19 protein-coding genes, 1 pseudogene and 1 riboswitch are annotated in these 23,194 nt (G+C 57.5%); of the genes and pseudogenes, 16 read left to right on the top strand and 4 right to left on the bottom strand.

All coding sequences use genetic code 11. From position 1 onward, the window contains the following. Positions 1–274: 274 nt before the first annotated feature. Positions 275–550, bottom strand: a complete 276-nt coding sequence (locus HMPREF1627_RS10855; RefSeq protein WP_267958466.1) for a DUF2992 family protein — start codon at positions 548–550, stop codon at positions 275–277. Further along, positions 549–701 (bottom strand): annotated as a pseudogene (locus tag HMPREF1627_RS10850) (DUF2992 family protein); the annotation flags it as partial. The gene HMPREF1627_RS10855 and the pseudogene HMPREF1627_RS10850, both read right to left, overlap by 2 nt. 383 nt (positions 702–1,084) lie before the next feature. Between HMPREF1627_RS10850 and topA the strand changes: the two are divergent. The 5 genes from topA to HMPREF1627_RS01580 all read left to right on the top strand — a co-directional run bounded on the left by topA (position 1,085) and on the right by HMPREF1627_RS01580 (position 8,047). Continuing rightward, positions 1,085–3,808 (top strand): type I DNA topoisomerase, encoded by a 2,724-nt coding sequence (gene topA, locus HMPREF1627_RS01600; RefSeq protein WP_034500488.1) that lies wholly within the window; start codon positions 1,085–1,087, stop codon positions 3,806–3,808. Between the two features lie 73 nt (positions 3,809–3,881). Then, positions 3,882–4,616 (top strand): dTMP kinase, encoded by a 735-nt coding sequence (tmk, locus tag HMPREF1627_RS01595; protein ID WP_034500486.1) that lies wholly within the window; start codon positions 3,882–3,884, stop codon positions 4,614–4,616. Beyond that, positions 4,613–5,806 (top strand): DNA polymerase III subunit delta', encoded by a 1,194-nt coding sequence (locus HMPREF1627_RS01590; RefSeq protein ID WP_034500484.1) that lies wholly within the window; start codon positions 4,613–4,615, stop codon positions 5,804–5,806. The genes tmk and HMPREF1627_RS01590 overlap by 4 nt, the downstream gene beginning before the upstream one ends. A 20-nt stretch (positions 5,807–5,826) precedes the next feature. Then, positions 5,827–7,479, top strand: coding sequence for an alpha/beta hydrolase (locus HMPREF1627_RS01585; RefSeq protein ID WP_034500483.1), 1,653 nt, complete (start codon positions 5,827–5,829; stop codon positions 7,477–7,479). 88 nt (positions 7,480–7,567) lie between these two features. Continuing rightward, positions 7,568–8,047, top strand: coding sequence for a toxin (locus HMPREF1627_RS01580; protein ID WP_034500481.1), 480 nt, complete (start codon positions 7,568–7,570; stop codon positions 8,045–8,047). Here HMPREF1627_RS01580 and HMPREF1627_RS01575 read toward each other — a convergent pair. Then, a complete protein-coding gene (locus HMPREF1627_RS01575) occupies positions 8,029–8,424 on the bottom strand; it encodes a DUF2218 domain-containing protein (RefSeq protein WP_034500558.1) in 396 nt (131 codons plus the stop codon). The genes HMPREF1627_RS01580 and HMPREF1627_RS01575 overlap by 19 nt on opposite strands. 73 nt (positions 8,425–8,497) lie before the next feature. Between HMPREF1627_RS01575 and HMPREF1627_RS01570 the strand changes: the two genes are divergently transcribed. The 7 genes from HMPREF1627_RS01570 (at position 8,498) to HMPREF1627_RS01540 (ending at position 17,389) form a co-directional block, all read left to right on the top strand. Beyond that, positions 8,498–9,925 (top strand): amino acid permease, encoded by a 1,428-nt coding sequence (locus tag HMPREF1627_RS01570; protein ID WP_034500480.1) that lies wholly within the window; start codon positions 8,498–8,500, stop codon positions 9,923–9,925. A 96-nt stretch (positions 9,926–10,021) separates the two neighbouring features. Continuing rightward, positions 10,022–10,121: riboswitch (TPP riboswitch) on the top strand. A gap of 48 nt (positions 10,122–10,169) precedes the next feature. Beyond that, entirely contained in the window at positions 10,170–11,255 is a 1,086-nt protein-coding gene (locus tag HMPREF1627_RS01565) for a thiamine ABC transporter substrate-binding protein (protein WP_034500479.1), read from the top strand. Then, positions 11,252–12,919: an ABC transporter permease gene (locus tag HMPREF1627_RS01560; RefSeq protein WP_034500478.1), complete on the top strand. Its 1,668-nt coding sequence runs from the start codon at positions 11,252–11,254 to the stop codon at positions 12,917–12,919. The genes HMPREF1627_RS01565 and HMPREF1627_RS01560 overlap by 4 nt, the downstream gene beginning before the upstream one ends. Continuing rightward, positions 12,916–13,845 (top strand): ABC transporter ATP-binding protein, encoded by a 930-nt coding sequence (locus HMPREF1627_RS01555; RefSeq protein ID WP_034500477.1) that lies wholly within the window; start codon positions 12,916–12,918, stop codon positions 13,843–13,845. The genes HMPREF1627_RS01560 and HMPREF1627_RS01555 overlap by 4 nt, the downstream gene beginning before the upstream one ends. A gap of 9 nt (positions 13,846–13,854) precedes the next feature. After that, a complete protein-coding gene (locus HMPREF1627_RS01550) occupies positions 13,855–14,589 on the top strand; it encodes a class I SAM-dependent methyltransferase (RefSeq protein ID WP_034500475.1) in 735 nt (244 codons plus the stop codon). 27 nt (positions 14,590–14,616) lie between these two features. Beyond that, positions 14,617–16,329 carry an alpha/beta-hydrolase family protein gene (locus HMPREF1627_RS01545; RefSeq protein ID WP_034500473.1) on the top strand — a complete coding sequence of 571 codons (1,713 nt, stop codon included), beginning with the start codon at positions 14,617–14,619 and terminating at the stop codon, positions 16,327–16,329. Between the two features lie 193 nt (positions 16,330–16,522). After that, complete coding sequence (locus HMPREF1627_RS01540; protein ID WP_034500470.1) at positions 16,523–17,389, top strand: Cgl0159 family (beta/alpha)8-fold protein; 867 nt, start codon at positions 16,523–16,525, stop codon at positions 17,387–17,389. Here the strand turns inward: HMPREF1627_RS01540 and HMPREF1627_RS01535 are convergent. Next, the gene (locus HMPREF1627_RS01535) at positions 17,386–18,591 is read right to left on the bottom strand and encodes a family 20 glycosylhydrolase (protein ID WP_158705797.1); all 1,206 of its coding nucleotides are present in this window, start codon (positions 18,589–18,591) and stop codon (positions 17,386–17,388) included. The two genes, HMPREF1627_RS01540 and HMPREF1627_RS01535, sit on opposite strands and share 4 nt — an antisense overlap. Before the next feature lie 90 nt (positions 18,592–18,681). Between HMPREF1627_RS01535 and HMPREF1627_RS01530 the strand changes: the two genes are divergently transcribed. From HMPREF1627_RS01530 to HMPREF1627_RS01515, 4 genes are all read left to right on the top strand, one after another. Beyond that, on the top strand, positions 18,682–19,821 hold the full coding sequence (locus tag HMPREF1627_RS01530; RefSeq protein ID WP_034500469.1) for an ROK family protein: 1,140 nt from the start codon (positions 18,682–18,684) through the stop codon (positions 19,819–19,821). Between the two features lie 92 nt (positions 19,822–19,913). Continuing rightward, positions 19,914–21,221: an extracellular solute-binding protein gene (locus HMPREF1627_RS01525; protein ID WP_234305194.1), complete on the top strand. Its 1,308-nt coding sequence runs from the start codon at positions 19,914–19,916 to the stop codon at positions 21,219–21,221. 119 nt (positions 21,222–21,340) lie between these two features. Then, entirely contained in the window at positions 21,341–22,282 is a 942-nt protein-coding gene (locus tag HMPREF1627_RS01520) for a carbohydrate ABC transporter permease (RefSeq protein ID WP_034500467.1), read from the top strand. Further along, positions 22,279–23,169, top strand: a complete 891-nt coding sequence (locus tag HMPREF1627_RS01515; protein ID WP_034500466.1) for a carbohydrate ABC transporter permease — start codon at positions 22,279–22,281, stop codon at positions 23,167–23,169. The genes HMPREF1627_RS01520 and HMPREF1627_RS01515 overlap by 4 nt, the downstream gene beginning before the upstream one ends. Positions 23,170–23,194 lie beyond the last annotated feature (25 nt).

The raw sequence follows: 23,194 nt of genomic DNA, 5'->3' as shown, positions 1-23,194 counted from the left end.
CGCGGCAGTTCTGCACGGAAATGGGGGCGTCCTCCCGGGGCTGTCTGACAAGACTAACGGCTTGCCGACGGACGACATGAGCATGCGGGAGGACGCCTGGACAAAATTCTCCCCCGCGAGCCCTGGTTGGGGCCTGCGGGGGAGGAAACGGCGACTACTGAGAAATCCTCAGAACAGCAGCGGCGCGAAAGTGGCCACCGGGGCGAGGAATGCAGCGCCGCACACGCGCAGGTCATGGGGTTTACGTGCGTGCCGAGAGGTTAATGTGCAGTCCTTAGTGGCCGCGGTGGCGAGCTTTCGCTTTCAGGCGGGCGAGTTGGCGTTTCTCTTCAGCTTTCTCTCGTTTCTCCTTCCTGGTTGCGGAAGCTTGTTCTTGCGCCGTGCGTTCTCGTTCTGCTTGAATCGCTGCCTGCGACGCAGTGGACGGAAGCGCGCGGCGAGCGAGATGGGACGCTTGGCGCTGTGCGCCGTTTGGGGTTGTGATGCGTCGCCTGGCATTGACCGATATCGGAAGCCCAAGCGGCCTCGTCGAGGCGGGATAAGAGCGCATTTGCGTGAGCAAGAAGGAACTCGTAGAGTTCCGCGTCTGAGGGTTGCGCACCGAACACGATTCGAACGGCGCGAACACGATCGGCCTCGTGGCGCTCAATGACACCGACCCAGAACTGGCCATCGAAATATAGTGTGAATTCCGTCTTCATTACTCGTCTCCAGGTACACCACGGTGGACCCGATGACGCTGGATTCTGCTCGACGCAGCGACGGATGCGAGGCATCGTCCAGACTTCCTACTGGACTGTGCGGTTCGCGTATCAGGACTGACGACTCATTCTACGTCCTGTGCGCGGCGGTGTCGTTACTGGACGACCGGCTTGCCGCCGATGGACATGGAGGCGCGGGTGCGCGCGTGGGGGTCGCCACGGCCTCGAAAATTATCCACAAAAGACGCGCGGAAAAGCACATCGGTTCCCGGAAAGCCTCGTAACGCGGTAAGGTCCTACCCAGTGGTACTCCGCCGGCGCTCGCCATCGGAGGACCAGCAAAGGGTGCTACAAATACGAGGTAGCAACGGAAGGGACAAACAATGGCAGCGACCAAGCTGGTGATCGTGGAGTCTCCCGCCAAGGCGGCGACGATCGAAGGATACTTGGGACCCGACTACCATGTGACCGCCTCGATCGGTCACATTCGCGACCTGCCACAGCCCTCGGAGCTGCCCGCCGACATGAAGAAGGGTCCCTACGGGCGCTTCGCCGTCGACGTCGAGGACGGCTTCACCCCTTATTACGTTGTCAATCCCGACAAGAAGAAAAAGGTCACCGAGCTCAAGAAGCTCCTCAAAGAGTCCGACGAACTCTTCCTGGCAACTGATGAGGACCGCGAAGGTGAGGCTATCGCTTGGCACCTTCTCCAAGTCCTCAAGCCCAAGGTTCCCGTGCGCCGCATGGTCTTCCATGAAATCACGAAGGAAGCGATCCAGCGCGCTCTGGAAAATACTCGCGAGCTCGACACCGATCTGGTCGATGCCCAAGAAACTCGCCGAATTCTTGACCGTCTTTACGGTTACGAAGTTTCGCCGCTGCTCTGGCGCAAGATTCGTCCCTCCCTGTCTGCGGGCCGCGTTCAGTCGGTTGCAACGCGCTTGGTTGTTGATCGCGAGCGCGACCGCATGTCGCATGTGAGTGCGGAGTACTGGTCGATCGATACCCAGTTTGCCGCTTCGGGTCAGTCTTTTGGTGCAAAGGTTTCGCACATCGATGATCGTCCCGTCGCAACCGGTTCTGACTTCGATGAAAACGGTCAACTTTCCGCAAAGGCCACCAAGAACGAGGCCTTCCACCTGGATGCCCATTCCGCGCCGCTTTTCGCCGCAGCGCTCGAGGCCGCGCGTGATTCCGCGATCGATTCTGTTCAGCAGAAGCCCTACCGCCGTCGTCCAGCAGCTCCCTTCACTACTTCGACGCTGCAGCAGGAAGCGTCCCGCAAGCTCCACTGGAACGCTTCCTCGACGATGCGGACCGCTCAGTCCCTGTACGAGTCGGGTTTCATCACCTACATGCGTACTGACTCTACGGCCCTGTCTTCGCAGGCCATCAGGGCTGCCCGCCAGCAGGCTAAGGAACTTTATGGGGCCGAGGCCGTGGCTGAGAAGCCGCGCATCTACGGCACCACCTCTAAGGGTGCGCAAGAAGCTCACGAGGCCATTCGCCCCGCTGGGGATCACTTCCGCACTCCCGCGCAAGTCGCCTCGGTTTTGAATCGTCAGCAGCTTGCACTTTATGACTTGATCTGGAAGCGAACCGTCGCTTCGCAGATGGCAGACGCACTCGGCTTTACCGCTACCATCCGCGTGCGGACCGATGTCGAGGTCGAAGGTCAGCCTCACGCAGTGCTGTCCAGCGCCTCGGGAACGGTGATCACGTCCCCCGGGTTCAGGTTGGCCTACCAGGAAGGTCAGGACAAGGGACGCTACGACGCGGAAACAACCGATGCTGAGAAGACCCTTCCTCAGGTGGGCGAAGGGGAACTTGCGCTGCTTGAAGAAGCGCAGGCGCAGGGACACCAGACTCAGCCCCCGGGACGCTACACCGAAGCAACCCTGGTGAAGACCATGGAAGAGCTCGGAATTGGTCGCCCCTCAACCTATGCGGCAACGATTCAAACCATTGGTGATCGCGGCTACGTCACCCACCGAGGCCAGTATTTGGTTCCGACTTGGCTGGCCTTCTCGGTCACGCGACTGATGGAAGAAAACCTGTCGAACTTGGTCGACTACGACTTCACGGCATCGATGGAAAACGATCTGGACCAGATCGCTGCGGGAAGCGAAGATCGCCACGAGTTTTTGAGCACCTTCTACTTCGGTGCAGACGGTAAGGGCGACGCTGACGGCCTGAAGTTCCAGGTTGAATCCCTGGGAGACGATATCGATGCCCGTGCGGTGAACTCTATTGACATGGGAAATGGCGTCACTCTGCGAGTGGGCCGTTACGGACCCTACATGGAAAAGGCCGATGGGACGCGCGCAAATGTGCCGCCCGAGGTCGCACCCGATGAACTGACCGAAGAGAAGATCACGGAACTCTTCGCGCTTGCTGCAGATGATGGACGCGAGTTGGGAATCGATCCCGCAAGCGGACACATGCTGGTTGCAAAGAACGGCCGCTACGGTCCCTACGTGACGGAGATTCTGCCCGAAGAAACCGAGGAAGCGGAAGCTTCTGAAGACGGGAAGCCCGCGAAGAAGACGCGAAAGAAGGCTGCGGCAAAACCGCGCACGGCCTCGTTGTTCAAGTCGATGGATCTCGCGACGATCACGTTGGAGGATGCGCTTGCGCTGCTCTCGCTTCCGCGTGAGGTCGGTGTTGATCCCTCTGACGGTGAGGTCATTACCGCGCAAAACGGTCGCTACGGCCCGTACCTGAAGAAGGGAAGCGATTCGCGCACCCTTCCCAGCGAGGACCAGCTTCTGACGATCACCCTGGACGAGGCGCTGGAGATCTACTCTCAGCCCAAACAACGAGGCCGCGGGGCAGCAAAGCCTCCGCTGCGTGAGTTTGGCGAAGATCCGGTTTCGGGCAAGAAGGTCACCGTCAAGGACGGTCGTTTCGGGCCCTACATCACCGATGGTGAAACTAATGTGACCGTTCCTCGCGCCGAAACCGTCGAGGATCTGACCGCTGAACGTGCGTATGAGCTGCTTGCAGACAAGCGCGCGAAGGGACCGGCTCCCAAGCGCACCCGTAAGACCACTGCGAAGAAGACAACAACTCGACGCACGACGAAGAAGACTTCGACAAAGAAGTAAATGTTCTTTCGCCGACCGGTCCAAAATGGACGTAAATGCCGGTGGGCACTGTCAAGATAGAGACATGAGATCAATGGGTAGTGGTGCACAGGCGGGGCGCGGACTCTTCATCACCTTCGAAGGGGGAGATGGGACCGGCAAAAGTACCCAAATTCAGCGGGTTCGCCAGTGGTTTGAAGAACGTGGACAACAGGTGGTTGTCACGCGGGAACCCGGTGGAACTGAGTTGGGCACCACCTTGCGTCAATTGGTTCAGAACGGGCCAGACGACGTTGATCCCCGCACCGAGGCACTGCTGTACGCCGCTGATCGTGCCTACCATGTCGCGACATTGATTCGTCCGGCTTTGGAGCGCGGCGAAATTGTGCTTGCTGATCGCTACATCGACTCGTCTTTGGCATACCAGGGTGCCGCGCGAAGCCTGGGCGTTGACGAAATTCGCAGCCTGTCCATGTGGGCAACGGAGAGCCTGCTCCCGAACCTCACGCTACTCATTGATGTTCCGCCAGAAGTTGCCGCAAGGCGTCGCGGCGGTGAACCGGACCGAATGGAACGCGAATCCATGGAATTCCATGAGCGCGTTCGTCACCAGTACTTAGCGCTTGCAGACTCTGAAGCAGATCGTATCGTTGTCATCGACGGTGTGGGAACTGAAGATCAGGTCTTCAGCGAAATCCGCGGAGTCCTTGAAGAACGCGTTGATGCCGCCTTCCAGGGACTGCCCGAGGAATCTACAGAAAATGCCAAGCCCGTTGAATCTCAGGCAACGCTCTGGGCTCTTCTGGAAGAGGACGGCATTCTCCTGTGAGTGTCTGGGACGAAGTGGTTGGCCAGGAACACGCCCTGGCGGTATTGCGACAGGCTGCTGACGCCGCCCGCGCAATCGTCGACCGCGCGTCCCAAGGAATTCCCGTTGATGATGCAGCACGCTCCATGACCCACGCGTGGCTCATCACCGGACCTCCCGGCTCAGGTCGATCCGTTGCTGCCATGGCTTTTGCAGCCTCCTTACAGTGCACGGGGGATGTCCCAGGGTGTGGTCAGTGCCCGGGATGCGTCACAACTCTGGCTCGGACAAATGGGGACGTGACAATCCTCAGTACGGAATCAACCCAGATTCGCATCGATGAAGTGCGACAAATCGTCGTGCGCGCGCAGACAGCTCCTTCGCAGGGACGCTGGCGAGTCATTGTCATTGAAGATGCGGACCGCATGATGGAACGCACCGCGAATGTTCTTCTCAAGGCAGTTGAGGAACCTCCCGAACGCACCGTGTGGTTGCTGTGTGCGCCCAGTGCGGAAGACATGATCACAACGATTCGTTCACGATGCCGCCACCTTGGGTTGCGAATCCCAGATCCGCACGCAGTCGCAGATCTCCTCGTTCGTCGTGACGGGGTTGAACCCGCGGATGCACTTTCTGCTGCCCGCGCAGCCCAATCGCATATCGGCTTGGCTCGGGCTCTCGCCAAAGACCCGAAGATGCGTCAACGCCGCCGGTCAATCATTACTGCCCCGGCACAGGTGCGTTCCGTCGGCGAAGCTGTTTTTGCCGCTGAAGACCTGCATTCCATTGCGAAAGCTCAGGCAGAATCTCAATCCGAAGAACGTAATGCCCGCGAAAAAGCTGAACTCATGCGCCAGCTTGGAATGGAGGAAGGCCAGACCCCGGCCTCGCACCAGCGCGCACGCATTCGCGAGCTCGAGGACGAACAGAAACGGCGCTCGAAGCGCGCTATTCAAGACGCGCTTGATCGCGCGCTTGTTGATCTTCTTGGGATTTACCGTGATGTCCTCATGCGTCAACTGGGAAGCGATCAAGAACCTATTAATGATGACTGCACGGACCTCATCGAAGAACTTGCTACGCGCTCAACGCCGCAGCAGACCATGACCCGCGTCCAGGCGATTGAGGAAGCTCGAAAGCGGCTGACAACAAACATGTCAGTCCCTCTGATTTTGGAAGCGATGACACTCTCGCTTCGACCGCAGGTCTAAACATCTAATAGGGTAGGGGCATGAACTCACGCTCTCGCTTGATTGTCGCCGTCCTCGTGGTGCTTGCGCTCGCATCGAATTTCGGTGTTGCGTACTACTTCAAGGGCTCGATCGATAGCTTTGCAGAGGCGGCTGCCGCCGTCAGCCCGAACAATCAGAACAAGGTGACGGTTGCACACAGCGCTGATCCTCTTCCCGGGAAACCGACGAAGGATCAGTTCTACTCTCAGCCCCTCAATTGGCGACAGTGTGAGGTTTCGGAAATCACCAGCAACGGCGTCGCTGCGCCGCGCGACATTGACAAGTATCAGTGCGCGTCGCTGACTGCGCCTCTGGACTGGGAAAACCTTGACGGGAATCAAATCACTCTTGCCTTGGCGATCCACCGCGCCGATCAGAGTGAAGGCAAAGCTCTTTTCTTTAATCTCGGTGGTCCCGGTGGGGCAGCCGTGTCCTCGATTGTCTCCCAAGTCAACAGTTCCTTAGGGAATGGGCTTGTCGGGGCTTTCGACATCGCAGCTCTGGACCCGCGAGGGGTAGGTGCATCTACTCCTGTTCGCTGCCTGAGCGACGAAGACCGCGACAAGCAGGCAGCTGGTACAGGCAGCGATAAAGATCCGAATGCAACTCCTGCTCAACTTATTGAACAGGCAAAGAAAGATTCTGCTGACCTCGCCAAGGGATGCCAGGATCTAAGTGGAAACCTGTATAAGCATGTTGACACGGTCAATGCGGCGAAGGACTTTGACATGGTCCGCGCGCTGCTGGGACAGGACAAGTTCAATTACCTGGGTTACTCCTATGGAACATTCCTCGGTGCAACCTACGCGGGACTTTTCCCAACAAACGTTGGACACATGGTCCTTGATGGTGCGGTTGATCCTGCAGTACAAGGCGATGACCTCGCGGCCATGCAGATGCGCGGTTTCGAGGCCTCTCTCCGCCACTGGGTTGAGGACTGCCAAGCCGGGCGCAACTGCCCGCTCACTGGCGATGCAGACGCGGGAATGCGAAAGATGAAGGCCTTCTTCGATAGCTTGGAGAATTCGCCGCTTCAGACCTCAGATGCGGATCGTCCTCTGACGCGCAATCTGGCGATGAGCGCCGTTATCGGACTGCTGTACTCGACCGAGACCTACTCAATTTTGACGCAGGCCATGACCTCGGCTCTGAATTCAAACGACGGCTCCATGTTGCTCTTCGTGGCGGATCTCCTCAATGAACGAAACAAGGACGGCTCATACGCCTCGAACTCGATGGATGCGATTGTCGCGATCAACTCGCTGGACTACTCGCCTGTCGGGAACGCGGATCAGTGGACAAAGGGCTACGAAACCCTGAAGAGCGAATTACTGGTCTTTGGTGAAGAAGCAGGTTTCACTTCAGCCGGTCTTGAGGGATGGCCCACCTCGCACGCGAAACGCCAGCCGATCAGTGCTGAAGGCGCGCCTCCGATCATGGTCGTTGGAACGACTCATGATCCTGCAACGCCCTACGTCATGTCACAAAACCTGGCTAAGGAACTGTCCTCGGGCGTATTGGTGACGTGGGAAGGATGGAACCACACCGCTTACTCAAAGAGTGGCAGCAAATGCGTGGCGACAGCCGTCGAAGGCTACTTCCTGCGAAACGTCGTTCCCACCACCGATGTTCAGTGTGGCGCTGACTCCTGAGACGCTTCCGGCTGCGGAGCTGGCTCAATACCTCCGCAAAATGTTCCTAGATCTTGGCAGTTGGGCCGCGGCTCGCTAACGTTGAGGTATGGACTTCTTCGGCGATGACGAATCAGAAACCCCAGGCCAGAACACGGACAGCGTTGAAGCTGAGGTGCTCGTTGACACCACCATCGAAGACGCGTGGGCTCTGGTTTCTGAACCGGGCTGGTGGATTAACGATGGTCCTCTGGGTGACCATGAGGTTGAACGCGACGATAACGGCGTGTACCACATCACCGATCCAGAAGCCGGGACGTGGCTCGTCGAGAAGGTTGACGAAGACCCCATGGACGTTGTGACCTTCCGCTGGTACCCACTGGCTAGTGACGAGTTCCCCGAGGAATCCCTGACTACTGTTGAGGTTTCTTTATCCGAAGAAAAGGGCAAGGTCGCGCTTCACGTTGAAGAGTTCGGAATCTCTGCCCTCAGTGATGACGAAGACGAGGCCTATCAGCTTTGGGAAAATGAGGCCGGACTGTGGGATCAGGCTGTCGATAGTGCTAAGGATTACTTAGAGCGACGGTGACGCTCGATATCCTCAGCCGTCAAAGGACCCTGCGTGGATCCAGCGACCTCTTCTCCGGTCTGAGGGTCAGTCCTGACCCATGCGATTTCAAGCCCGTCGCGATACCCGAAGCGGGCTAGGTGAATTCCGACGACGAACTCCAGGTGCTCCACGGCCTCGGGAGAGGTCTTTAGCTCAAGATGCAGATGCTGGTCGGTGCACGAGATTGCGCACTCACCGCTGGGCAAACCCTCGCGAGTAAAGGTCAGGATTCCGCGCGCTGATTCAGCATCCCACTGCGCCTCAATTTTTCGCCCCATGTGCGAGGCAAGTTGATGCCCATAGCGATGTGCGCGCTCGGTGGGAACATTGGCGACGGAAATCATCACTTCACTCATACAAGCCATTTTCCCTCATCTATCCCGGTTGGGCATGCTAGCGTGGAAAACTCAGCTAGAAGAATGGACCAACATGAGCACCAGCGGACATGCTGAGGAGAACAGTGGTGAGGCCTCGGGCCGCCAGCTCCAACGCAACCTGACGAATCGCCACATTCAGCTCATCGCTATTGGCGGCGCAATCGGTACGGGCCTTTTCATGGGCTCGGGAAAAACCATTGCGACAGCGGGTCCCTCGATTCTCTTGGTGTACCTCATCATCGGTAGCGCACTGTTCTTGTTCATGCGCGCTATGGGCGAGATCCTTCTGTCGGACCGCCAATACGGGACCTTCGCCGATATCATCCGCCACTTCCTTGGCCCTTCCATGGGTTTTGTCATGGGCTGGACCTACTGGCTGTGCTGGGTCGTTACCGGTATTGCAGATGTCGTCGCAATCACCGGTTACGTCCATTTCTGGTGGCCTGATCTGCCCTCCTGGATCCCCGTCGTCGCGACCGCCCTCCTGCTTTTCGCCCTCAACGCAATGACAGTTAAGGCCTTTGGTGAAACCGAATTCTGGTTTGCCATGATCAAGATCGTTGCGATCATTGCCCTGATCGTGGTCGGGGTCATTATGGTTGCCATCGGAATGCAAGACTCCAATGGCACGACCGCCGCAGTATCGAACCTGTGGAGCCACGGAGGACTCTTCCCAACAGGATTTACTGGTTTCCTGGGTGGCTTCCAAATTGCGATCTTCGCCTTCGTCGGTATCGAGCTTGTGGGAACAACGGTCGCCGAAACCGCCGATCCCGACACGACTCTCCCCAAGGCAATCAACTCGATTCCTGTCCGAGTGGTCCTGTTCTACATTTGCTCACTGGCCGTCATCATGATGGTGACTCCCTGGGATCAGATCGATAAGACCCAGTCGCCTTTCGTCACGATGTTTTCCTTGACCGGCCTGGGAATGGCGGCATCGCTGGTGAACCTTGTTGTCCTGACCTCTGCTGCTTCCTCGGCAAATTCGGGAATCTACTCCACCTCGAGGATGCTCTTCTCCCTCTCACTTCAAGGCGATGCAGCTCCCTTCTTCAGCCGGCTCTCTAAGCGTCACGTCCCCCAGAACGCCCTGTTCCTCTCCTGCGTTTTCTTGCTCTCGGCCGCGATTCTTCTGGTTTTCGGTGACTCAATCCTGAGTGTTTTCACCGTTGTGACCGCGATGTCAGCGACCCTTTTCATGGTCGTGTGGGTTTTGGTTGTTATCGCCTACCTGTTCTACGTGCGCAAGTATCCCGACAAGCACCAGGACTCCGCTTTTAAGCTGCCCGGTGGTGTCTTCTCTGCCTGGCTGTTCATCATCTTTATCGCGCTTATGGTTGTGGTCCTGGCTCTGGAATCTGAGAGTTTGAAGGGATTGCTGATGTCGGCTGCGTGGATGGTGATTATTACCGTGGTCGGTGTTGTGCGTCGTCATCGCGCTCTTGATCGCCGAGGCCGCGCTCCGATTTCCGCGTAAGCCCAGCGTGCGCCGCTCCCCGTGTGACAGTGGCGTCTTTCTACCCGGAGCTGCACGATCTCTGGGCGCTGCCTTGTCGCGATGCGCTATGCTGACCGGGTAAGACAGGGGAGCCCACAGCGGGCTGAGAGTGCGAATGCAGACCCTTACACCTGATCCGGATTATGCCGGCGTAGGAAGTCGCAATCTCCGGACTGCCCTCATCCCGAGGCGGTCCAGCCCTCCCACCTGAGCGGAGGAAACAATGTCTACTTTTTCGGCGCACCGTCGCGCTCGTCTCATCGCGTCAAGCGCGATTCTTTTCATTGGGGCCACGTCGATTGCAGCTTGCTCATCAAGCGCAAAGGATTCTTCGACAAGCCAAGGAAGCGCGGCCTCGTCAAGCGGTGAACAAACGGTCACGGTTCTTGCCTACGATTCCTTCGATTTCCCGCAGGAACTCCTTGACAAGTTCCGCGAACAGACCGGGATCACCGTCAAGATCCAAGCGATTGGCAACGGTGGCGAGCTCGCCAACCAACTCGTCCTCACGAAGGATGCCCCGCTGGGAGACGCGGTATTCGGCCTCGACAACACGGTATCGACGCGCATTGTCGGCCAAGGCGTCATTGCGGACGCATCGATCACCTCGCCCAACTCTGCAGATAACTTTGCGGGAGAACCGGGACTGGTCCCCATCGATCGCGGTGATGTCTGCGTCAACTACGACAAGACCTGGTTTAAGGAACACCAGCTCACTCCTCCCGCAAGCTTTGAGGATCTGGCGAAGCCTGAATACAAGAACATGCTCGTCGCCATGAATCCGGCTTCTTCGACTCCCGGAATGGCCTTCATGCTGGCCACCATTGCCAAGTACGGTCCCGATGGCTACGCGAACTACTGGAAGTCCCTCAAGGACAATGGCGTGAAGATCACCGAAGGCTGGTCCCAGGCCTTTAACGTTGACTACAGCGCGGGTGAAGGCAAGGGCAGCTTCCCGATGATGGTGTCTTACGGTTCTTCTCCCGCTTACGCGGTCAACGATGCGGGAACCGAGTCTTCGACCGGTGTCATTACCGACACCTGCTTCCGTCAGATCGAATATGCCGGTGTCCTCACTGGCGCAAAGAACGCCGAGGGCGCGAAGAAGTTCATCGAATTCCTCCTCTCCGACGAGGTGCAGAGCGCGATCTCCAAGGCAACCTACATGCACCCCTACGCGGGGAAGGCTCCCGAGGCACTGGAGAAGTTCGGTCCCCTGGCTGAAAACCCCGCACGTGTTGATCCCCAAGAGATTCAGAAGAACTCTGCAAACTGGCTCAAGACCTGGCAAGAAACGGTTCTTGGGTGAAAAACCTGCGACAGCGTGTAGCGAGGGTGGGCGCCGGGGCCGTTGGCCTGGGCGTCCCCCTGGCTTTTCTCACGCTGTTTTTCGCGTGGCCCGCGGCGACGCTCATCGCGAAGGGCTTTGTCGCGCCCGGTGGGGGGCTTGACCTCTCGGGGCTCGGCGAACTGCTTTCCGCGCCGCGCACGTGGCGCGTCATTGCTCGCACTCTCTGGATGGCTCTCCTGGGCACCTGTGTTTCACTGCTTGTGGGCCTACCCGGCGCCTACGCGCTCTACTGTTGTCGCTTCCCCGGTCAGCGCGCTCTGCGTGCGCTCATCTCTGTTCCCTTCGTTCTCCCAACTGTTGTTGTTGGCGTTGCCTTCCGTTCTCTCCTTGCTCCCCAAGGTTGGCTGGGCTTCCTGAATCTCGACGGGACGCCCGCCGCGGTGATCGCGGCCATGGTCTTTTTCAACTACTCGCTGGTCGTACGCAATGTCGGTAGTTTTTGGGCGCAAATCGACGGCCGCCGCGCACAAGTTGCCGCCTGCCTCGGAGCGCGCCCACTGCGAGTATTCACAAGCATTACTTTCCCGACCCTTCTTCCTGCGATCGCCTCGGCAGCTTCCCTGGTCTTCTTGTATTGCGCGACTTCCTTTGGAATCGTGCTGATTTTGGGCGGTTCGAAGCTCACGACCGTCGAGTCCGAAATCTACATGCTCACGACCCAGTACCTGGATCTGCGTAGCGCCTCGGTCTTATCGATCGTTCAACTTGTCGTGATCGCTGTGTCCCTGATTGTCGCCGAGGCCGCGCGCCGCCGTGGTACTCGAGCAGTCGCCTTAAGGTCCTCGCAGCTGGGGCATCGCGTGCGCCGAGGCGATGTGTGGACGCTTGTGATGAGCGCCGGCGTGGTCCTTGTGCTGGTTGTGCTTCCCCTTGCTGCGCTTGTGTGGCGTTCCCTCCATCAACGAGGCCGCTTTACCTTCGAGCACTACCTCAAGTTGGCCGATTCCTCCTTCACTCCCGCACTGCGCGTTTCACCCCTCCAAGCGTTGGGGCACTCGCTTCTTGTCGCTCTGGTTGCAATGGTGATTGCTTTGAGCGTGGGTGTTTGCGTCGTCCTTCTTGTGACTCGTCATCCGCGTTCACGAGCGGGGCGCGTCGCGCTTTCACTCCTTGAGAGCGCCTTCATGCTTCCTCTGGGAGTCTCTGCAGTCACGGTGGGTTTTGGTTTTCTCATCACCATGAATCGCCCGCCTCTGGATCTGCGGAGCTCGTGGATTCTTGTTCCCTGTGCGCAAGCAGTAGTCGCGCTTCCCTTAGTTGTTCGCTTGATCGCGCCCTCATTGCGTGCCATTAACCCGCGTTTGCGCGAAGCTGCGGCAAGCCTCGGCGCAAGTGAGGCGCGCATTCTGGCGACAATTGACGGTCCCGTGCTTCTTCGTAGCCTTGGCATTGCAGCAGGTTTCGCGATCGCAACATCGCTGGGTGAATTTGGCGCGACATCCTTCCTGGCCAAGGGCGATTCGGTGACGCTCCCGGTCGTGATATATCGATTAATTTCGCGTCCCGATGCACTGGATCAAGGGGTTGCAATGGCCTCGTGTGTACTTCTTGCACTCGTGTGTGCGCTGCTCATCACGTGTATGGAGTGGCTGCGTCCCGCTGAGATTGGAGAGACAGTATGAGTGAAAACGTGGCCTTGAGCTGTACGAAGGTCAGCGTCGATTACGGGTCTTTTCGCGCACTCGATGAAGTGTCTTTCGATGTAAAACCCGGCCAGATTACCGCACTCCTTGGCCCCAGCGGCTGCGGAAAATCCACGCTCTTACGTGCAATTGCAGGCCTTGAACGACCCAGCGACGGGGATATCCGCTGGGAAGGCGAGTCAGTTCTTGACACACCCACTTATCAGCGCGGTTTCGGGCTGATGTTCCAGGATGGGCAGCTTTTCCCCCATCGAAATGTTGAGGGAAATATCGCTTACGGCCTGCGTCATCTTCCACGTGATCAGCGTGAGCGCAGAGTCGCCGAAGTCCTTGCAATCGTTGGTCTGGAGGGATTTGCTTCGCGCAACATTGAATCCTTGTCGGGAGGACAGGCGCAACGAGTAGCCCTCGCCCGCGCACTCGCGCCACGGCCTCGTCTTCTCCTTCTTGACGAACCGCTATCCGCACTTGACCGCACCATGCGCGAAAGCCTCTCAGTCGAGTTGCGCGAGATCATTACCGGCGAGGGAATTACGAGTATCTACGTCACTCACGACCAGGACGAGGCCTTCGCAGTCGCCGACCAAATCGGAGTGATGATTCAGGGCAGCCTGCGCCGCATCGACACTCCCGAGGCCCTGTGGGCGAACCCAGGGGATGCAGAAGTCGCGCGTTTCCTGGGTTTTGCGAGCATCGAACTCGAGGGGAGGGCAGACGTAGGCGAGGTTTGGATTGAGATCACCGGAGGGGTATCTCGCCGCGCCCGCGGGTACTACGAAGTGCCCGCGCGCCTCGAAAACGAGGCTGACGGCGAGCCGCGCATTGTGCGTATTCCTTTCGGAAGCCGGGTCCCAGCGGTGGGTGAGCGAGTCAAGGCTCGGGCATCACACGGCATCATCCACTAGGCTTCACTCGTGACCAATCCCTTCCGTCTTGCGACTGACTCCTATGGAGCGGTGCGCCCAAGCTACCCGCGCGCGGCAGTCGAGAAGATCGTGGAAGGGGCCGAGGCCTCGACACTCACGATCGCAGACGTGGGAGCGGGGACGGGCAAACTGACTGCCGCACTCCTTTCTCGCGGAGTGAAGGTCACGGCTATCGAACCAGCCCAGGCAATGCGCGACCAGATGAGGCAGCTTCTAGGAGAGGACGCGAATCTGGAAATTGTCGACGCATGCGGGGAGTCAACGGGGCTTCCTGATTCCAGCGTTGACCGCGCTGTTTTCGCTCAATCGTGGCATTGGATGGATGCGGAAGCAGCAAGCGCGGAGATGCATCGAATCGTGCGTCCTGGCGGGAAGCTCATGATCGTGTGGAATCAGCTCGATGTCACGATTCCTTGGGTGCACAGGCTCACGCGCATCATGCGCTCGGGAGATGTTCATCGTCCTGATCGGCCGCCCCTTTTGAACTCGCAGTGGTCGCAGCCCGTTTTGGAGCGTTTCGATTGGGAAGACGAGAGCACTCCCGAGGAGATTCTCGAGTTGGGAACAACGCGCTCCTCCTATTTGCGCTCGACCTCGGCGGGCAGGGAAAAGATGCAGGCAAACCTGCGTTGGTACCTGTATGAGCATCTGGGATTTGCGCCGCATTCCACTGTGATTCTGCCGTACTTCACTCTTGTATGGACGGCGTATCGGGCACAATAGACACGTAGGACAAGAGGGGGTGACATCATCAATATTTCATTGCTCGGCCTGATCGGCGCGCTGGTCATGTACGGAGTCTCCGTCTCTCCCTCTCTCCTTGCTCGCTCGTGGCAGTGGCACGCGGTAGCATCCGGTGTCCTCACGGCTGCTGGTTACATCCTCGGCCTGACCCTACAACGCCTGTATGCGATCGTTGTCCCCCGATTGGGAGTTCAGATCACTGCTCCACCCACGGTGGCGCTCGCGTTTAGAGTCATTCTCTTCTTTGCTTTCTACCTGTGGCTGATTCGCTGGTTGATCCACTCCTATCGCGAACGTAGGCGAGCCGATGTTCTGGTTGGAATGTCCGGCGAGAACTTGGGCCAGTACCTTCTGGGCACTGCCGGAGCTGTCGTCCTCACCCTTGTCCTTCTTGCCATCGCTTCTGGACTGCAGTGGATTGGGCGCGCTCTTCTTGCTTTCTTCAGTCAGTGGCTGCACTACGTTGTTGCACTGTCCATTACTTTGGCGCTTCTCGTCATCATTGTTTACGGATTGACCTCGCAGGTCATCATCAAGCTGGGAATTAACTTTTTCACCCGTCACGCGCGCCGCATGAACAATCGGACCGCTAAGGGAATCGTGCAGCCCCAAGTCAAGGAACGCTCTGGTTCACCTTCGTCCTACTCGAGCTGGGAGTCTGTCGGCGGTCAGGGACGCGTGTTCCTTGGCCGCGGTCCCAGTCGCGCAGATATCGAGGCCGTCGCCGGATGCGCCGCCCAAGAACCGATCCGCGTCTACGCGGGAATGCCAGCAGAAGGGCATAGCCTCCAGAGTGCAGCTGATCTAGTAGTACGCGAACTTCGCCGAAGTGGGGCATTTGAACGTGCAGTTATTTTGATTGCAACATCGACTGGATCGGGATGGGTTGACGAATGGCAAGTCCAACCCTTGGAATACCTCACCTTGGGAAACTGTGCGACGGCGTCCATGCAGTATTCCTTTGTCCCCTCCTCGATTAACTTCCTGACAGATCTGGACGTCTCAGAGGAAGCCGCGGTCATTCTTTTCGAGACGATTCGCCGCGCGGTTGACGAACTCCCTGAAGAGTCGCGACCCGCACTCTTCGTGTGCGGGGAATCCTTGGGTGCCTACGCCTCGCAACATGTCTTTTCAGGGATCGTCGATGTTTTGACCCGGACCGACGGTGCACTGTGGGTCGGAACCCCCGCCTTCACCCCCATGCATGCCGAGCTCACCCAAGTGCGTCACCGAGGCAGCCCCCAGGTCGCCCCCGTTGTTGCCAACGGTCGTCACGTTCGTTTTGTCAATGTTCCGGAGAACTTGTGGGCGGACGTGTATGGGCGAGAGCTTGGGCGATGGAACTTCCCGCGAATCGTCTACGCGCAGCACCCCTCCGATCCCGTGGTCTGGTGGAATTCGCAGCTTGCCTGGAACAAACCCGACTGGATTTCTGAACATGTCGACGGGGACGTGAGTTCACAGATGGTCTACACGCGTCTGGCCACCTACATTCAGGTCCTCGTCGATATGCCCGTTGCGGGCACGGCTCCCGGCGGGCACGGACACACCTACCACGAGGAACTCATCCCCCTGTGGGAAGCAATCCTGGGCCTGCGAAAGAACAGTGAACATATGGGTTCTCGCTTTGGACTGGATTCAACGTGGATTCAGACCGACACGCTTGAACGCATCGGCCAGGCGATCCGCGACAATCTGGCCAAATCCGAACGTCAATAGGCGCGCGAAAGGACGCGCGCAACCCCGCGAAAGTGCCGCCCGGCCTCGCTGCAAATTTTTAGTGGACCGAATTTTGGTGATACTGTGACCGCGACCGCGTCGATGCGGCCGCAACAACAATCTATGGTTTTAACGATGACGACGTCCCCGCCCGCATGGATGCCTGCGCGGATGTGCGGAAAGAAGACGAACGATGAGTGTTGATATCAATCAGATCATCGATATGAGGGTCAACCACCCCGAGCAAATCGGTTTTGTCATGCGTGATCGCGGAATGGGGATCCGTCCCAACGCGAAATTCCTCATGATCGCTGCCGACGACCCCGCTCGTGGAAACTTGGCGGCGGGAGGTAACCCTCGGGCACTGGAAGACCGCTGGGATCTGCTCGACCGTTTGTGCCAGGCCTTCGCCATTGAAGGGGTCAAGGGATGCGTGGGTGCAGCTGATCTTGTCGAAGATCTGACGATCGCTGGAGTCCTCAAGGAAAAGTTCGTCATCGGCTCAATGAACCGAGGCGGCCTAGCTGACTCTTCCTTCGAATTGGACGACGTCATGAGTGGCTACGACATCGCGGGAATCCATGAGTCTCGCTTGGATGGTGGCAAGATGCTGCTCCGCTTGGACTACAGCGATGAGGGCTCATCCCATACTCTGTCTCGTTGCGCTCGCGGGGTATGCGCGCTCAATGCCTCGGGTCGAATTGCCCTGCTTGAAGCCGTGATTTCAAGCCGCGACGAATCCGGTCGCGTTCGCACCCACCTCGATATGGATTCCATCTGCCTAGCGACTGCGATCGCATCGGGTCTGGGAACAACCTCGGGACTGACATGGCTCATGCTCCCGCTGTGCGAGGACGTGAAGCGTCTTGCCCATGCGACCACTCTTCCCATCGTTTTGCGAGTGGATTTCAGTGCGGGCGTGGACGCAGTTCGTGAACGCGTTCAAGAAGCACTGTCGTACCCGAACATCATTGGAATCATGGCGGATACCTCGCTGGTGTATCCCAGCGAGGGGAGCGTTGAGGACGCGGTGAAGGCGGCTCTGGAGTTGATCGCCTAACTGCGGCTGCGGCCTCGCACCCCTTGCGAGGCCAGCCATTCCATTTCCGTATCGATCCTCTCACGCATCTGGGAGTCATTGAGGGCATCGAGGCCGTGCCAGGCGACCTCTGCGACCGCGAGTAAGCGTGGGAAGAGCTGGTAAAAGAGCTGCTCGCGAGTTGGGACGAATTCGCACCACAGTGCGGCTTGGATTCCAATCGGGGGGTTTTGTGCTTTGTGCACTTCCGCCATGACCTCAGTGAGGATTCGATCCTCGGTGATGATGCCAAACATGGCGGCGGGTTCTTCTTGGGCCGGACCAGCGAGACGATTGAGATAGAGCTGGTCACAGCATCCATAGACCCAGGGCTGTCCAGATTGCGCCGCCCTGCGGGGACCTTCGCCGAATCCGCGCCATGCGATGATGAGAGTGTCATCGAGAACCTCGCAGGGAGCGATTTCCGTCAGTTCGTCCCATCCTGCTGTTCTCTTGCCGAGGCTGTGGAGGAGTGCCAGCGTGCGTCGGGTCATGTGGGCTTGAAGTTCTCGCCCAGAGAGGATTTCTTGCGCCGCAAGGGAATTCATGAGTTCTTGGTCGCTTTCCCATGCCTCGAAACGGCATTCATCACCACCAATGTGAATGATCGGCGATGGGAAGAGCGAAGCGACGTGCGTGAGTGTGGCCTCGATGAAGTCCCAAGCTTCTTCGCTTGGCCACAGCAGGTCATTTCGATGGCTCCACTTCTTGGCGGGCAGTGAAGCAAGTGCCGGATCTCCGAGGTTTGGATAAGAGCGAATTGCGGCGTGCATGTGTCCGGGAAGGTCAATTTCAGGGATGACCTCGATTCCTTCTAAGGAAGCGTGGGCGACAATCTCACGGATGTCCTCATCCGTGTAATACCCCCAAGTGGAATCTTGAGGAGCACGTGCGATCATCTCTGCACGTTTATCGGGATCGATATTGTCGTACCAATCGAAAGCTTCTCGCGGAAGGGTCGCGCCTATGCGTGTGAGCTCGGGGTAGCCGGGAATGTTGATCCGCCATCCCGCATCATCGGTGAGATGCCAGTGGAAACGGTTGAAACCATAACGCGAGAGGAGAGTGAGGATCTCGTGGACTAGCTCGGGGGGCCAGAAAGTTCGCGCAGAATCGAGCATGAAGCCGCGCCATGCGAATGCCGGTGTGCATTCGCGGTCGTGTGGGATTATTGAGGGTGACACGTTAATCCCCTTTGATAAGGTCAACCGACTATAGTGTTACGAATCGTAACATTGCTATTTCGGTATGCCAAGACGTGATGGGAGAGGAAAGTGCTGAGCACCAACAAAGAGCGAGCTATTGCTGCCCTTGTGAGTCAAGGCCCGCAGCATCGCGCTGCGCTCGCTCGCATTCTCTCGGTATCTCGAACAACGGTCACAAACGTAGTTCAAGACCTTATCGCCGAAGGGTATATGGCTGATGATGGGGAATCTCCACTGAAGTCGACTGTCAAGCTCACTGAAAAACTGGGGGTTTTGGTATCGGTTGTCTTTTGGATTGATCGCACTCTTGTCTCAATTGCCACCGTAGATGGACGTATTGTTGCCTCGCGTGAAAATCCTGAAAAGCCAGGAGAAATCGGGAAGATGCGTCTGGCTCATGTCGAGAAGACTATCCGCGCGATGCTCGCTGATCTTGGAGCACCCAGGGTGTGTGCAGGCCATATTGCAGTCAATACCCAAATCAACGTTCGCACGGGTGAGGTGGTTGGTGGCACGGCCTCGTCAATGTGGAAAGATACCAATCCTCTTCAGGCAATGAGTTCCCTTCTTCAGGCCCCTGTCCGTGTGGAAAATACCGCGCGATTGGCGGCGTTTGTTGAGTTTGAGCGGCTGGATCAGCCGGTCGACAATATGGTCTACGTCCATCTTTCGCATGGAATCACTATGGGGAACATCCTCGGCGCAACTCTGGTCCAAGGTGCGCATGGGGGTGCTGGGGAACTGGGACACATCAGCATTGATCCCATGGGATTACCGTGTGAGTGTTCCAATCGAGGATGTCTTCAGCAGTATGTATCAACGCCTGCAATTCTTGCTCGACTCAAGCCAATTCTTGGCGCGGGTGCGACGATTTCAGACTTCGTTGCAGCGGTTCGGAGCGGGGATCATGCGTGCACAAGCGTCATCGAGGAAATTGGTGAGCAGCTGGGCGTGGTGATGGTGAGTGTCACGAACTTACTTGACCCTGAGGTGATTGTCCTTGGCGGTGAGATCGCGCAGGTGGGGGAGAGTCTTCTTGATCCCTTGCGACGGATTGTTCGTCGCCGGGGCCTTCCTCTATCTTCCCGTAACGTACGTTTTGCGTGTGCGGGGCAGCCAGCTTCGGCTCAGGAGATGGCTTCTGCGGCCTTCAGGGTCATTGTGCGGGATGAAGATGTCGTTGAGTCGATTGTAAAACTTGCCGTGTAACAAAAGTGTCACGGTTCTTGACAAACTTTTTTGTGCTGATGATACTTAAGCTCATCTACGCATAGGCGCGTAGCGTTTGAGAGGAAAAAACAATGTCTCAGCACACAACCAGAAGGCGCCTGATCGCACTGGCAACCGCGTCTGCGCTCAGCCTCGGCCTTGCGGCATGTGGAAACTCATCCAGCACGTCCGGTTCCAGCGCTTCTAGCGACACTTCAAGCATCACGGGAAAGACCGTGCGCGTGTGGTTCATGGAGGGGTCGATCTCTGACGATGCGATCGCTTACCTCGAGAAGACCTTCGCCGAACAGAACCCCGGAAACACCCTCAAGGTTGAAATTCAACCTTGGGATGGCATCGTTTCCAAGCTCCAGACATCCCTGGCATCGAAGTCCGAGAGTCCCGACCTAGTCGAAACTGGAAACACTCAGACTGCTGTTTTTGCATCTGTTGGGGCTTTTGCTCCCGTTGACGACCTCTACAACAAGGTCGGCGGCGATAAGCTGATTCAGAGCTTCATTGATGCAGGACGCTGGGATAACCAGCTCTACGCGCTTCCTCTCTACGCCGGTGCACGCGGAATTATTTACCGCAAGGACCTCTTCGAGAAGGCCAACATTGCTGTTCCGAAGACCCTAGATGAATTGGCAGATGCAGCAGTTGCCCTGGGTAAGGCAAACCCCGACGGAGTTGAGGGCTTCTCGGGAATGTACCTGTCTGCTGTTGACATTCACGGTGTTGAGTCACTGATGTTTGCCGGCGATGGCGACTATGCAACCTTGAGCAACGGCAAGTGGCAGGAAAAGCTCACGGATCCCAACACCGTCGCTTCCCTCGAACGCATCCAGAAGATCTTTAAGGATGGCACCGCATACGCGATGGACTCTTCCGCTTCGCAGAAGAACTTCCAGAAGTACTTCAACGAAAACAAGGTTGGTATCCTCGTCGGCACCGGTTCCGTTGCCAAGAAGATCGACAAGGAACTGTGGGATGCCGGCAAGGTCGGCGTCATGCCGATTCCTGGACTCAAGGAAGGCAGCGTTGGTAAGACCTTCGCAGGGGGCTCATCGATTTCCCTCGCTGCAAACGCGCAAAACCCTGAGCTCGCAAAGAAGGCACTCGAAGTGATCTTCTCCGAGGACTTCCAGAAGATGGTCGCAAAATCGGGGTGGACACCTGGAAATACCCAGTACGGTTCAGCCTCGGAAGGCGCATTTGCTGATATCTCGACCACCGTCATCGAGAACTCGAAGCTCACCCCCAATACTCCGCAGTGGGGAGTCGTCGCTGGTGACAACGTCATCCGTGATTTCTTCACCGAGATTGCTCAGGGTAAGGATGTCAAGACAGTCGCAAAGGAAACGGGCACAAAGCTCGATGCGACCTTGAACCAGCAGTAGCCCTTCACAACGCGCCTATCCGCACGAGGCGGCGAGCGGCGCATCAATAGTGGGGGAGTCGTCCGTCCTCAATGTATTCCGGGCGACTCCCCTGCACCATCGCAATACCGGAGAGAAAAATGACCTCCACCCACGTGTCTTCCGTCAAGAGGCGCCCAAAGAAGGGCTTCCTGAAACGGAAAATGGCACCCTTCCTTCTTCTCAGTCCAGCCGTTGTTCTGGTCTTGGTTGTCTTGGGCTACCCCATGCTCCGCCAGTTCATCATGTCTTTCCAAAAGTTTGGCTTGGAACAGCAGTTTGGAAAGCCGCCGAAGTGGGTTGGATTCGACAACTACAAAGCGATTCTCTCCGACTCCTATTTCTGGTCGGTCCTTGCAAAATCACTCGCATTTTGTGCCTGGACAGCTGGAATCACCATGATTGGCGCCATTACTTTGGCACTCATGATGCGCGCAGCCTCCCCAGCGGCGCGAACCTTCATGAACTCCACTCTGATAGTCGTCTGGGCAATGCCTCTCCTTGCCTCGCTCACTGTCTGGCAATGGCTGGTTGACCCGAACTTTGGCCTCATCAATTTCCTCTTGGCGGCTCTTGGCCTTCCCTTCAAGGGTTTTGCTTGGCTCTCAGCGTCCTACTGGACCTTCTTCTTGGTAGCTTCGGCCATTATCATCTGGGCGTCGATGCCCTTGGCTGCAATTTCAATCTATGCGGCCGTCACTCAAATCGATGACTCGCTGATTGAAGCGGCACAAATCGACGGCGCTGGATACCTCTCCCGCCTGCGCTATGTCATCTTCCCGTCGATCTCTCCCGTCATCGCACTGATCGGCGTTCTCCAAGTGATCTGGGACTTGCGTGTCTTCACGCACATCTACGTCCTGCAGCAATCCGGATCGATCTCAACGGAAACAAACCTTTTGGGAACCTATGTTTACCGGCTGGGTATTTCACAGGGCAACTACGGGATGGCTTCGGCCCTGGCAACGGTCATCTTGCTGATCACTGTGGTTATCACGGCGAAATACATCCATATGCTCTTCACGAAGGGGGACGCACGATGAGTGCCACGCAGGTCAGGGAAAACGCGGGCCAAGTGTCGCCTCGTCAATCAAATCGGCGCAAGGTGCGTCCCGGTAAAGTCATCGTGAATGTGCTCTTGGTGATCACGGCACTGATGTGGTTGCTTCCCGTGTACTGGATGGTCAACTCTGCTTTCCAAACAGAACGCAACCTTCTATCGAGTCCTCCCAAGCTTTGGCCGTCACCGCTGACAACCGAGCATTTTGTGGGGGTGCTGACTTCTCCGGCTTTCCGCTCTGCACTGCTTATGTCGCTGAGCGCAGCCATCATCACTGTATGCGCGACTACGCTGTGCTCGCTTCTTGCAGCGCTTGCCTTGGCTCGCTTTAACTTCCGAGGCCGACGCACCCTAATCGTCTCCATCCTCGTGATCCAGATGATCCCCGCCGAGGCACTGTTCATTTCGCAGTACCGCATGCTTGATTCGTGGGCACTGTTGAATTCTGTCGCGGGATTGTCCCTGCTCTACGTCGGTGGTGTACTCCCCTTCGTCACATGGATGATGCGCGGATACGTCGAGGCCGTTCCCGAGGAATTGGAACAGGCCGCAATGATTGATGGATGCACCCGCGTGCAAGCATTCATGCGCGTGACTTTGCCGTTGCTGGCGCCGGGGTTGGTCTCAACTTCAGTCTTTGCTTTCCTGCATTCGTGGAACGAGTACACGCTGGCGCTTATCGTTCTCTCGCGCGATTCTGCGGTGACCTTGCCGCTGTGGCTCCAATCCTTCCAGCAGGGCCTTCAAGGTTCTGACTGGGGAGGCGTGATGGCCGGTTCGACGCTTATTACAATCCCCGTTCTTATCTTGTTTATCTTCGTTCAAAACAGGATGTCAACGGGAATGGTTTCGGGCGCAGTCAAGGGCTAAGCGTGGGGCGCGCAAAGATATCGCT

The sequence above is a fragment of the Actinomyces sp. S6-Spd3 genome (genome assembly GCF_000758755.1).
Lineage (GTDB): Bacteria > Actinomycetota > Actinomycetes > Actinomycetales > Actinomycetaceae > Pauljensenia.
This window is presented reverse-complemented; position numbering and strand designations above follow the sequence as displayed.